Below are 12,750 nucleotides of genomic sequence, written 5' to 3' on the forward strand. Positions count from 1 at the left end.
TCGGGGAACTTGTAGACGCGCTCGATCAGCGACTGCCCGGTGCGGAGTCGAGCGCAAAGGCCAGGCTGGGCACGTAGTTCGTGCCCGTCATTCTGGCCATGGCCAGATCGGACACGTCGGTCACGATGTACTCGACGATCCTGCCATCGACCCATGCCCGGCTGACCGGCAGCACGGTTTCGCTTCGACCCACGTCGAAGAACGGCAAAGCGCAGGCGGTCAGCAGGGAAAGGCAAACAGCGGTGAGGCACAAGAGGCGCATGGCGGTGGTCTCCGATGGCAATTCGCGTGGGTGGCCGATCGCACTGCGGGCCGATCATACGGGTGGCCTGCGGTCGCCCGATCCGGCCGAGCCGCTTTCCGACGCATGCATTCGGCTATGGAAGCCGCGGTATGTAATCCTTCTTACACATACGCCTTAACACACGGTTGACGGTGATTTCTTTCCGGAGGTGAAAGGTGGCAATCCCACCAGTCAACAGTAGAAATATGGTGGTTGGCCAAGAGCTCACATCGTTAAGGAATAGCATCACAAGGAAGAAGATTGAAAATACTGTAATGGCCGCTGAGACTGATGCATGATTTCGTGCAACCTCACCCGTTTCTAAATTTATCCACCCCTCAATGCTTTGCCAATTGTTTTGGCTTTTCAAGACTATCGCATAGGACGTGTCCGGCGTTATTGCGGGCCAGCCAGGAACCTTCACGCCACATTGACGCATCTTCGAATTCTGGAACCCAAAGAGGGTATGCCGATGAGTTCCATCACCAGCCTCGATACGAACTACATCAAAAACTCTGTCAAAGCGCGTGATCACTTCGTGCATGGGCAACGTCTAACTTTTTCGGGATGCGCTTCCGTATCAACGATTTGCGTGGAACGCTGCTGAATACTCAGTCCTTAAAACTCGCGCGAAAAACCTCACCTCACGCCGCCTGCATTATGACAAGGCCCTTCCCAACTTCAACTGAAATTTCCGGAAGAGCTGCTGCCGACGGCGCAGGGTTTTCCTCGCGGAAGCAAACAGATCACATTGCCTCCGCACGCAACTTCAGCCCCAGCGCCCGCGCCACCTTGAGCACGGTGCCGAAGCTCGGGTTGCCGTTTTCGCTCAGCGCTCTGTAAAGGCTTTCACGGCTCAGTCCGGTGTCCCGCGCGACCTGGCTCATGCCCTTGGCGCGGGCGAGATCGCCGAGCGCGCGCGCGATGCCTGAGATGTCGTCGGCCGCGTCTTCAAGCCAGGCGTCGAGGTAGGCCGCCATGTCTTCCGGTGTGCGGAGGTGATCCGCAACGTCATAGGGCGACGTGTTCGCCTTTGGCGGTGAGAGGGTCTTTTCTGTGGTCATGTTTCTTCTCCCCAGGTTCGGGCCAGACGGATCGTGCGTGCAATGTCGTTCTCCTGCGTCGACTTGTCGCCGCCGACCAGCAGCAGAAGCAGCACGTTGCCGCGCTGGGTGTAATACACACGGTAACCGGGTCCAACATCGATCTTCAGTTCGGACACGCCGTGCGTCAGATTGCGATGCGTGCCCGGGTTGCCGTGGATCAGCCTGTCGACGCACATCAGTATCCGCGCGCGACGGTCACGTCCTTGAGGCCATCGATCCAGTCGCGATACTCGTCGGTCTTTTCGACGCGCATGATCACACGAGAGAAGCGTAGCCGTTGGGCTACAGATGGGCAATTGAGGGATGGCGGTCTGGCGAAAGGGGCGACGCGACCGACGATCAGGTGAAGACAGCCGGATGGTCAGGTGCAAGGCCGCCGGCCGACATCGTCCGAAATGCCGATGTACTCGGGACGGGGCCGCCTCACTCCGCCAACGGCTCGAACAGTGCCGCCAGATCCGTCTCCCCGAACTTCTCCAGTGCCGCTTCGTCGTTGCCGAGGATGCCTTCGGCCAGGGCGGCCTTCTTTTCCTGCAGGGCGACAATGCGTTCTTCTATGCTGCCGGCGACGATGAGCTTGTAGACGAACACCGGCTTGTCCTGGCCGATGCGGTGGGCGCGGTCGCTGGCCTGGTTTTCGGCGGCGGGGTTCCACCAGGGGTCGTAGTGGATGACGGTGTCGGCGTGGGTGAGGTTGAGGCCGACGCCGCCGGCTTTCAGGCTGATCAGGAACACCGGCACGGTGCCTTCCTGGAAGCGGCGCACGACGGCTTCGCGGTGGGTGGTGTCGCCGGTCAGCATGACCGAGCCGATGCCGGCGTCGTCCAGTTCGGTCTTGATCAGATCGAGCATGGCGGTGAATTGCGAGAACACCAGCACCTTGCGGCCTTCGGCCAGCAGGTTTTCCAGCATGTCCATCAGGAGGTCGAGCTTGGCGCGTTCCTTCACGCGCAGCGCGGCGTCGGTCTTCAGCAGGCGCGGGTCGCAGCACACCTGACGCAGCTTGAGCAGCGCGTCGAGGATGACGATGCGGCTGCGCGCGAAGCCGCGGCTGGCGACTTCTTCGCGCACCCGCTTGTCCATCGCGACACGCACGGTTTCGTATAGGTCGCGCTGGCGGCCGGTCAGTTCGACCGTGCGCAGCACTTCGGTCTTGGGCGGCAGTTCCTTCGCGACGTCGTCCTTGCGCCGCCGCAGGATGAAGGGCGCTACGCGCCGCGCCAGCAGTTCGCGTCGGATGAGGTCGCCGTGCTTTTCGATCGGTGTGCGCCAGCTGCGCGTGAAATCCTTCGATTCGCCGAGAAAGCCGGGCAGCAGGAAGTCGAACTGCGCCCACAGCTCGCCCAGATGGTTTTCCATCGGCGTGCCGGTGAGGCACAGCCGATGACGTGCGCGCAGCAGGCGCACCGCCTTTGCCGCTTGGCTGCCGGTGTTCTTAACCGTCTGCGCCTCGTCGAGGATGAGCAGGTGGTAGTCGTGCGCGGCCAGCTTTTCGTGGTCCCGCCACAGCAGCGGGTAGGTGGTGAGGCACACGTCGTGCTGCGGGATCCGGTCGAACAGCGTGCTGCGGTCGGCGCCGTGCAGCTTGAGCACGCTCAGCTGCGGTGCGAAGCGCTCGGCTTCGCGCTGCCAGTTGAACACCAGCGAAGTCGGCAGCACGACCAGCGCCGGGCGGTCGAGCCGGCCGGCGAGCTTTTCGGTCAGCAGGTGGGCCAGCGCCTGGGCGGTCTTGCCCAGCCCCATGTCGTCGGCCAGGATGCCACCCAGATCGTGCGCCCGCAGATGCTGCAGCCAGGCCAGCCCTTCGCGCTGGTAGGGGCGCAGTTCGATGCCGAAGCCGGCAGGCTCGGCGACCGGCGCGATGCCCTTCATGCCGCGCAGCCGCTCGACCCATTGCTCCAGCGACTGGAAGCCGGCGCGCGTCCACTTCGCATCGAGCGCCTCGGTCAGGCGCGGGGCGTCCATGCGCGACACGCGCAGCGCGCCGTCGGTCGGGCTGTCGAACAGGTCGACCAGGGTGCGCGCCAGCGGCTTGATGCGCCCGGCCGGCACGATGATGCGCTCGCCTTCCGGCGTACTCAGTTCGGTCGCGTCTTCGTCGCGCATGCGGTCGAGCGCGACCGGGTCGAGCCAGCGGCCGTCGCGCTTGAACAGGGCGTACAGAAGCGGCGCCAGGTCGAGCCTGCGGCCGCCGACGTCGATGCCGAGCGACAGTTCGAGCCAGCCGTTCTCGTTTTCGTCGAGATCCGCGTACCACTCGTCGACCACCAGCACGCGGTGGCGGAAGTCGGGCGGGCAGTCGATCTGCCAGCCGGCGCGGGTCAGCACGCCGGCTTCGGCGGAAAAGAAGCGCGCCCAGGCGGCTTCGCTCTCCAGCCCGAGTGCGCCGACCGGCAGCGGGTCGAACATCTGCAGCCAGCGTGCCTGCAGCGGCGCGAAGCCGACCTCGCTCAACAGCGCGAGCGCGCGGCCTTCGGCCGCCAGGTCGCGCTTGACGCGCACCGCGCGCCCGCTGGGCAGGGTGGCGAGATCGGACGCATCGGTGGCGGCGAAGCGCGCCTGGCCGTAGTGCAGCGACACGGTGGCGAGGTCGTATAGCGTGTGGCCGAGCGCCTTGTCGTAGCGGCGATGTGGCTTCACATGCCACACGGCGAGGCTCTGCAGTTGCAGCACCGGGCGCAGCGGCTCGGTCAGCAGCGGCAGGTTGGCGGCGTCGCGACCAAGCGGCGACGGCAGGGCGGGCGCCACTTCGGCCAGTGCACCGGCGATCAGCGGCAGTTCGGCCGGCGACAGAAGCGGCAGTTCCAGTACCGCCATCAGCGCGGCGCGGTCGGGGTGCAGCACTTCGCCGGCCTGACCGCGTGCGGCGTCGACATACCACGGCGGTTCAGTCGGCAGAACCGTATCGGCCGGCGGCGTGCAGGCGAGCAGGGCGCGCACGCCGAGCTTTTCGGTCTGCCATTCGAGCTGGCCGGGGCGCGGCTCGCCGGCCGCCAGCAGATGGGCGGTGCCGTCGGCGCCGCTGTCCAGCACATAGGTGCGGCCGGTGTCGAGCGCACTGCGCAGCACGCCCAGCCCGTCGCTGCCACGCAGTTCGAACGGCACGAAGGTGCTGCTGTGGCGCTTGCGGATGGCGTCGCGCAGCACGCGGAACACCGGCAGATCGCTTTCGTGCACGAAAGAGGGCGGCTTGAGCAGCGCCTGCTCGTAGTTGAACCAGGGCTGGCCGTCGCCGCTGAAGGCGCCGTCGCGGGTCAGACGCGCCTTGAGCAGCCGGAACTCGGGCGCCTGCGCGCCGCGCAGCGCCACCAGAAAGATGATGGCGTCGCGCACCGGGTTGCTGCGCTTCTTCGTTTCGGTGCTGTTGTCCCGGGCCAGGCGCTGACCCAGGGTTTGCGCCCAGCGCAGGATTTCGGCGCGCGGCTTTTCGATCAGCTCGCCCTGCTGTTTCGCCGCCAGCAGCAGGCCGACCGCGTGCTTGCAGCGGTTGCCGACCGGGCAACTGCAGCGCGACGCCACTTCAAGCGTGCGTTCGCCGAAGTATTCGCGCCGTTCCAGCCGCACCGACACCTGATACGGCTGCGGCCGCGAGCCGCGCACCAGCGCGCGCAGCGTCGGGCCATTGACCTCGATGTCGCCCACCCGCGACACATAGCCGCTGCCGCGCACGATGGTCTCTTCCGAGAACAGTTCGCCGAGCATGCGGTCGTCGAGCTGCGAAAGCAGGCGGGTCAATTCCATTGCGAAACGGCGCGCACAAGGCGAAAAAAAACGGACGCAGGATTGTAAGCCCTGCGTCCGCCGCTCGCATTACAGTTGGGTTCAGGTGCGCGGCCGCTCGGCGCCTTCGCGCTGGGTCAGCGTGTCGGCGCGCCCCCAGCTGACGTGCCGGTGCAGCATGCCGGCCGCGGCACGGGCCTGTTCCTCGTCGCCGGCCACCACGGCAAACATGCCCTGGCCGCCCGGCTCGACATGCACGCCCATGCCGCCGTACGAGGCAGTCAGCACGCGCGCCTTCTTTGCCGTGTTCTGCGGCAGCAGCAGCAGGGTGGCCGGGCCCTTATCGGTGTCGAACACGATGTGCCAGCCGGTGCCGCCCGGCACCGGGCACAGCTTCACGTAGCGCACCGACGACAGCGGCACCCGCACTTCGGCGCCGAAGCTTTCGAACACCTGCGCCACGCGTTCCGGTTCGATCAACCGCGTGCTCATCAGCGCCTGCGGCTCGTGCATCACGTGGTCGACCGCCAGCGCGATGCGGTCGCGGTCGGGTGCGGCGTGCCAGTACTGCGCGCCCATGCCCAGGCTCAGCACCAGGCTGGCCGCCAGCGCCCACAGCTTGAACGGCGCGCGCGTCTGGCTGCGGCCGGCCACGATGATGCGTTCGGCCAGACCGTCGGGAACGTCGATGCTCACCGCCTGCTGCAGCGCGCGCTCCTGCGCATTGACCCGGCGCGAAAAGCTCTGGCAGCCGGCGCAGGCGATCAGGTGCTCTTCCGCCGCTTCGGTCAGACGGCGCGGATCGGCCATCTTTTCGCGCCGGAAGTCGATGCAGTTGAAGCCGTCGGCGCTCACGATTCGGCCCTCCGGCTGGCGCTGCCCGGTTGGGCGGTGAGCGTACTGCGCAGCGCCTGCCGGGCGCGGGTCAGCCGGGTCATGATGGCGCCTTCGGTGGTATCGAGCATGGTGGCGATTTCGGCACATGAAAATCCGCCGAGTGCCTGCAGCACCAGCGGTTCGCGCAAGGTCAGCGGCAGGCTGCCCAGCAGGTTTTCCATTTCAAACAGTTCCATCGGTTCGTGATCGGCGGCGATCTGCAGGTCTTCCAGTTCGACATCGACGTAATCGAACTGCTTTCGTTCGTACAGCCGGGCGTGCTCGCGCCGCACGATGGTGATCAGCCAGCTTTTCGTGGCGTTGGAATCCTTGATGTCGTCCCACGCCTTCCAGGCGCGGACAAACGTTTCCTGCACCAGGTCTTCGGCCACGAACTTGTCGCGGCACAGCCACCAGGCGAACCGGTAAAGGTCCGGGCTGAAGGCCCGTACCGCCTGTTCGAAGCTTTTGCGTTTGCTGAATCCGAGTATCACGACGTCGTCCGGGGATGAGCTGACAAGCCTACAGACCCGTGCAGGGAGCGCAACCTTACATCGTGTTTCAGGCAGGGTAGCCCGTCCTGGAGCGGGGGGCGGCGGCCCCGGTGGAAGCAGGCCCTGTGGAAGCAGTATCTGTAAGAGCAGTTTCTGTGGGAGCAGGCCATTTTTGGGGCAAGTCCAGTGAGAGCAGGACCTGTGGGAGCGGCGGCCTCGCCGCGATAGTGCCGTGACCAGCGTAGTGCAGAGTGCGTATCGCGGCGAGGCCGCCGCTCCCACGGGGGCCGCTCCCACAAAACCATCGCCGCTCTCCCGCAGGTCGGTACTGGTCGCAGCCCGCAAACCCGGCAGGCCATGCAGGTCCGGCCGTGGAGGGCTCCTGCAGGGACTTGCCTGTCTCTACAATGGCGCCTTCGATGATTCCGGCGGCGCGACATGCAGAATTTCCTTGCCGTGGGCGGCGGTGCGGCGCTCGGTGCCTGGCTGCGCTGGGGGCTGGGCCTGACGCTGAATCCACTGTTTGCCGGTTTCCCGCTCGGCACCTGGGTGGCCAATATGGTTGGCGGCTTGCTGATGGGCGTCGCGCTGGCGGTGTTCCAGGCGGTGCCGGATGTGCCACCGCACGTGAAGCTGCTGTGTACAACGGGGTTTCTCGGCGGACTGACCACCTTTTCGAGCTTTTCCGGAGAAGTGTTTTCGCTCTTCCAGCGTGGCGACACGATGTGGGCCTTCGTCGCCGTGGCCGCGCACGTGATCGGTTCGCTCGCCATGACCGCACTCGGTTGGTGGATGTGGAAGAACGTGGCGGGCTAGCCGTGTCGGGGGGGCGTCTGGTATGGGCGTGTCGAGGGTGACAGGCCGCTGTTGGGCATCGCTGCGCTCACCCCAACCTACGGGGGTGCGGGGCGGGGGATGTGGATGCTGGGCATCGCCTTTGGCTCCCCCCAACCTACAACCACAACGGCGTGAGGCGTCCGTAGGTTGGGGTGAGCGCAGCGATGCCCAACATCCAGCCCCCCGCAGCCGCCCCGTTCGTGTAAGCAGGCGCAGTCCGGTAGGTTGGGGGGAGCCAAGGGCGATGCCCACCACCCCCCGTAGGTTGGGGTGAGCGCAGCGATGCCCAACACCCATCCCCCGCAGCCGTCGCGTTCGTTGAAGTCAGCGCAGCGATTCCCAACCCCACCGATCCGAACCGCCCGCCCGGTGCACCTTTCAACGACAATGTCGCCCTTTCCGCCGAAGGCGGATCGCTGTCCCGACCGATGACTGTGCCGCGCCCCGATCTGAACGCCCTCCTCGAAAGCTGCATGAGCCGTGACGCGGCGGCGATCGGCCGTGCGTTGCGCGAACTGCCGCCGGGGCAGCGCACGCCCGACAAGTGGCCGGCAAAGCTGGCTGAACGCGTCGCGGCGTCGCAGGCGAAGGTCGCGGCGCGTCGTGCGTCGGCGCCCAGGATCGAGTACCCGGAAGAGCTGCCGGTGTCCGCGCGGCGCGACGAGATCGCCGCCGCGCTGGCCGCGCACCAGGTCATCATCGTGTGCGGCGAAACCGGCTCCGGCAAGACCACGCAACTGCCCAAGCTGTGCCTCGAACTGGGCCGCGGCGCGCGCGGGCTCATCGGCCACACGCAGCCGCGCCGCATCGCGGCGCGCGCCACCGCCGATCGCGTTGCCAAGGAACTGAACGTGTCGCTCGGCCGCGAAGTCGGTTTCGCGATCCGCTTCACCGACCGCACGTCGGAAGACAGCCGCATCAAGCTGATGACCGACGGCATATTGCTGGCGGAGACGCAGCGCGACCGCTGGCTGGCCGCCTACGACACGCTGATCATCGACGAGGCGCACGAGCGCAGCCTGAACATCGACTTCCTGCTCGGCTATCTGCGCGAGGTGCTGCCGCGCCGGCCCGACCTGAAAGTGATCGTCACCTCCGCCACGCTGGACGCCGAGCGCTTCGCCAACCACTTCGCGCACGGCGACACGCCGGCGCCGGTGATCGAGGTCAGCGGCCGGCTGTACCCGATCGAAATGCGCTGGCGGCCGTTCGAGGCGCAGAAGGACCGCGACCTGTATGACGCCGTATGCGATGCGGTGGACGAGGCGTTCTCGACCGGCCCGGGCGACGTGCTGGTGTTCATGCCGGGCGAGCGTGAAATCCGCGAAGGAACCGAGGCGCTGCGCAAGCACCACACGCGGCTGGCCGGCGTGAAGCCGGAAGTGCTGGCGCTGTACGCCCGCCAGTCGGCGCAGGAACAGGCACGCGTGTTCCAGGGCTCGAACGGCCGGCGCGTCATTCTCGCCACCAATGTGGCGGAAACCTCGCTCACCGTGCCGGGCATCCGCTACGTCATCGACACCGGTCTGGCGCGCGTCAAGCGCTACAGCTACCGCAACAAGGTCGAGCAGCTGCAGGTCGAGCCGATCGCGCAGTCGGCGGCCAAGCAGCGCGCCGGCCGCTGCGGCCGGGTGTCGAGCGGCGTGTGCTTCCGGCTGTACGACGAAGAGGATTTCAACCAGCGGCCGGCGCACACCGACCCGGAAATCCTGCGCTCGTCGCTGGCCGGCGTCATCCTGCGCATGAAGTCGCTGAGTCTGGCCGACGTCGAGGAATTCCCGTTCATCGACCGCCCGGCGCCGCGCGCCATCGCCGACGGCTATCAATTGCTGCAGGAACTGGGCGCGGTGGACGAGGCGCGCGATCTGACCACGCTCGGCCGCGAACTGGCCAAGCTGCCGGTCGACCCGCGCGTGGCGCGGATGATTCTGGCGGCGCGCGATCACGGCGCCCTGAAGGAAGTGCTGGTGATCACCGCCGGCCTGTCGGTGCAGGACCCGCGCGACCGGCCCGAAGAACGGGCCGGCGCCGCCGATCAGGCGCACGCGAAGTTCGCCGACGAGCGCAGCGAATTCCTGTGGTATCTGAAGGCCTGGGCGGCGTTCGACGAGGTGTGGCATCACCAGTCGCAATCGAAGCAGCGCGAGTGGTGCCGCGCCAACTTCCTGAACTGGATGCGCATGCGCGAGTGGCGCGACGTGCACACCCAGCTGCACACCTTGTGTGCCGAACACGAATGGAAGGAGAACGAGCAGCCGGCCGAACTCGACGCGCTGCACCGCGCGTTGCTGACCGGCCTGCTCGGCAATCTCGGACTGCGCATCGAGGACGCGCGCGCCGGCGAGCCGCCGTATCTCGGCGCGCGCGGCATCAAGTTCTGGCCGCATCCGGGCTCGGCGCTGGCGAAGAAGGGCGGCAAGTGGATCATGACCGCCGAACTGGTCGAAACCACGCGGCTGTTCGCGCGCTGCATCGCGCGCATCGAGCCGGAATGGGTGGAGGAGGTGGGCGCCCATCTGCTGCGCCGCTCGACCTACGAGCCGCACTGGTCGAAAAGCCGCGGCGAGACGGTCGCCTGGGAGCGCGGCGTCATCCACGGCATCACGCTGTATGCCAAGCGGGCGGTGCAGTACGGCAAGACCGATCCGGTGCTGGCGCGCGAACTGCTGATCCGCGAAGGACTGGTCAATGGCGACGTGACCGACATCGCGCTGAAGCAGATGAAATTCCTGCAGCACAACCTCGACCTTATCGCGCAGATCGAGCGGCTGGAAGAGAAGCAGCGGCGGCAGGACCTGCTGGTGGACGAATCGCTGATCCACGCCTTTTACGATTCAATCGTGCCCGCGGACGTGATCGACCTGCGCGGCTTCGAGCGCTGGCGCCGCGACGCCGAACGCGAAAACCCGAAGCTGCTGTATCTCACGCGCGAACAGCTGATGCGCCACGAGGCGGCCGGCGTCAGCAGCGAGCGCTTTCCGGCGAAGATGGATCTGCTGGGTCAGCGGCTGAAACTCGAATACCGGCACGAGCCGAGTGCCGCCGACGACGGCGTCACGCTGACGGTGCCGCTGACGCTGCTGAACCAGATTCCGGCGGCCAGGCTCGACTGGCTGGTGCCCGGCCTGATCGAAGAGAAGGTGCTGCAGCTGGCCAAGACCATCCCGCCGAAGCTGCGCCACCGGCTGCAGCCGGTAGCGGGTTTCGTCGCCGATTTCATCGCGCAGGAACACGACCAGGCCGAACCGCTGGTGAAGGCGCTGGCGCGCGCGATCGAACTGAAGGTGAGCCTGAAGCTGCCGTCCGATGCCATCCGCGCGGAAAACCTGCCGGCGCATCTGATGATGAATGTGCGCGTGGTCGACGAGCACGGCCGGGTGCTCGGCCAGTCGCGCAATCTGGCCGAACTGCGCACTCGGCTGAAGGACGAGGTGGCGCGTCGCTTCGAGTCGGCACGCATCGCGCTGCCGCCGGCCGCATCCGTGGCCGATGCGTCGCGAGTGTTGGCCAGTGAGCTTGCCAGTGCGCAGGCAAACGCACCGGCCGCGGCGCACAACGACGCGGTGACCGCGAAGGCGGCGACGGCGCGCGGCAGCATGGCCGACGCATTGTCTGCGCTGGGCGCGCGCGACGTCGTGGCCAAGGCGCCGGTACCGCAGCCGACGAGGAAGGGCCGCGCTGCAGCCGAACCGGCCGCCCCGGCGGTCGCCGAGCAGACCGCCGGCGACGAACGCTACCGCGCATGGACCTTCGGGCCGCTGCCCGAACTGATGGAAGTCGAAGTGGCCGGTCGCCGGGTGATCGGGTTTCCGGCGCTGCAGGACGAAGGCGAGTCGGTCAGCCTGCGCGTGCTCGACACGCCGGAGGCCGCACTCGAAGTGCACCGGCGCGGCCTGCGCCGGCTGTTCGCGCTCGAGCTGCGCGATCAGGTGAAGTACATCGAAAAGAGCCTGCCCGGCCTGCGCGACATGGCGATGCAGTACATGAACCTGGGCACCGAACCGGAACTGCGCGCCCAGCTGGTGGCCGCCACGATGGACCGCTGCTGCATGATGGAACCCTGGCCGCAGGATGCCGCGAGCTTCGCCGCGCGTCGGGACGAAGCCCGGCCGCGCATTTCGCTGGTGGCGCAGGAAATCGGCCGCCTCGCCGGCCGCGTGCTGACCGAATACGCCGCACTGAACAAGAAGCTCATCGCGCTGAAGGCGCATCCGGACGCCGGCGCCGACATGCGCGCCCAGCTCGATGCGCTGGTCGGCAAGCACTTCATCGAACGTACGCCATTCGAGCGGCTGACCCACTACCCGCGCTATCTGAAGGCGATCGCCCTGCGCATCGACAAGCTGCGCACCGACCCGGAACGCGACGCCCGCGCGCTTGCCGACTGGCAGTCGCTGGCCACACTGTGGGACCGCGAACGCATCTTGCGTGCCCGTGCCGGCGTGGCCGATCCCTTCATCGATGAATTCCGCTGGCTGCTCGAAGAGCTGCGCGTGAATCTGTTCGCCCAGGAACTGCGCACCCCGGTACCGGTGTCGGTGAAGCGGCTGCAGAAGATATGGGAGTCGCGCGCGCGGGCGTGACCGGCCTTCCCAGCGGCAGCCCCTGTGAGCGGCGGCTATGGGAGTGGCATCTTTGGGAGTGGCACCTGTGGGAGCGGCCCCTGTGGGAGCGGCGGCCTCGCCGCGATCAGTGCCGCGATGGTCGCTGTGCAACGTGCGTATCGCGGCGAGGCCGCCGCTCCCACAGCCCTCCGGTCGGTTGTCGCCGCGGTTGTCGAGCAGCGATCTTTTTGTGGGCGTGGCGGCCTGTGGGAGCGGCCCCTGTGGGGGCGGCGGTCCCGCCGCGATCTTCACTTCGATCAGCGACCATCGCCGCACGATCGCGGCGGTCCCGCCGCTCCCACAAGGGCCGCCCATACCCACAAATGCACCCCACGGTCACTCTCTGCAAGAATGGCCGATGGGAAAGATTCCGGAATGACACGACATGTCTGCTGACACCGAACTGCGACTGCGCACGCTGATCACGGCGTTCGAATCCTTGACGCCGGACACCGTGGACGCGCTCGCGGCGCTGTATGCGGCCGACGCGCGCTTCCGCGATCCGTTCAACGACGTACGCGGTCGGGCTGCCGTGGTGCGCATCTTCAGCCACATGTTCGAGCAGGTCGGCGCGCCGCGCTTCGAGGTGCACTCGGCGATGAGCGAAGGCGATGCCGCGTGGCTGGACTGGACGATGCACTTGACGATGCGCGGGCAGGCGCTGCAGATCGTGGGCGCGACGCGGTTGCGCTTCGACGACGCGGGGTGCGTCGTCGAGCATCGCGATTACTGGGATGCCGCGCAGGAGCTGTACGAAAAGCTGCCGGTGATCGGCGGCGCGATGCGCTGGCTGCGCCGCAGGCTTGCGGTGCCGGGCCTCTGACGACGCC

9 protein-coding genes are annotated in these 12,750 nt (G+C 67.0%); 3 read left to right on the forward strand and 6 right to left on the reverse strand.

Annotated features, from left to right (window positions below; translation table 11 throughout):
- Window positions 1-25: 25 nt before the first annotated feature.
- The 6 genes from NMQ16_RS05155 to NMQ16_RS19335 all read right to left on the reverse strand — a co-directional run bounded on the left by NMQ16_RS05155 (window position 26) and on the right by NMQ16_RS19335 (window position 6,479).
- Complete coding sequence (locus NMQ16_RS05155; protein WP_257079440.1) at window positions 26-262, reverse strand: hypothetical protein; 237 nt, start codon at window positions 260-262, stop codon at window positions 26-28.
- 767 nt (window positions 263-1,029) lie between these two features.
- The gene (locus NMQ16_RS05160) at window positions 1,030-1,347 is read right to left on the reverse strand and encodes an addiction module antidote protein (protein ID WP_257079442.1); all 318 of its coding nucleotides are present in this window, start codon (window positions 1,345-1,347) and stop codon (window positions 1,030-1,032) included.
- Window positions 1,344-1,565, reverse strand: coding sequence for a type II toxin-antitoxin system RelE/ParE family toxin (locus NMQ16_RS05165; RefSeq protein ID WP_257079444.1), 222 nt, complete (start codon window positions 1,563-1,565; stop codon window positions 1,344-1,346). The genes NMQ16_RS05160 and NMQ16_RS05165 overlap by 4 nt, the downstream gene beginning before the upstream one ends.
- Before the next feature lie 247 nt (window positions 1,566-1,812).
- Entirely contained in the window at window positions 1,813-5,130 is a 3,318-nt protein-coding gene (locus NMQ16_RS05170) for a DEAD/DEAH box helicase (protein WP_257079446.1), read from the reverse strand.
- 81 nt (window positions 5,131-5,211) lie between these two features.
- Entirely contained in the window at window positions 5,212-5,964 is a 753-nt protein-coding gene (locus NMQ16_RS05175; protein WP_257079448.1) for a DUF3379 domain-containing protein, read from the reverse strand.
- Window positions 5,961-6,479: a sigma-70 family RNA polymerase sigma factor gene (locus NMQ16_RS19335; protein ID WP_257079450.1), complete on the reverse strand. Its 519-nt coding sequence runs from the start codon at window positions 6,477-6,479 to the stop codon at window positions 5,961-5,963. The genes NMQ16_RS05175 and NMQ16_RS19335 overlap by 4 nt, the downstream gene beginning before the upstream one ends.
- A 438-nt stretch (window positions 6,480-6,917) precedes the next feature.
- Between NMQ16_RS19335 and crcB the strand changes: the two genes are divergently transcribed.
- The 3 genes from crcB to NMQ16_RS05195 all read left to right on the forward strand — a co-directional run bounded on the left by crcB (window position 6,918) and on the right by NMQ16_RS05195 (window position 12,743).
- A complete protein-coding gene (crcB, locus tag NMQ16_RS05185) occupies window positions 6,918-7,295 on the forward strand; it encodes a fluoride efflux transporter CrcB (RefSeq protein ID WP_257079452.1) in 378 nt (125 codons plus the stop codon).
- A gap of 494 nt (window positions 7,296-7,789) precedes the next feature.
- Window positions 7,790-11,899, forward strand: coding sequence for an ATP-dependent RNA helicase HrpA (gene hrpA, locus NMQ16_RS05190; protein ID WP_373566758.1), 4,110 nt, complete (start codon window positions 7,790-7,792; stop codon window positions 11,897-11,899).
- 406 nt (window positions 11,900-12,305) lie between these two features.
- On the forward strand, window positions 12,306-12,743 hold the full coding sequence (locus tag NMQ16_RS05195) for a nuclear transport factor 2 family protein (RefSeq protein WP_257079454.1): 438 nt from the start codon (window positions 12,306-12,308) through the stop codon (window positions 12,741-12,743).
- The last annotated feature ends 7 nt before the right edge of the window (window positions 12,744-12,750 follow it).

Origin of the sequence: Methyloversatilis sp. XJ19-49, assembly GCF_024580145.1 — a bacterium.
Classification (GTDB): Bacteria; Pseudomonadota; Gammaproteobacteria; order Burkholderiales; family Rhodocyclaceae; genus Methyloversatilis.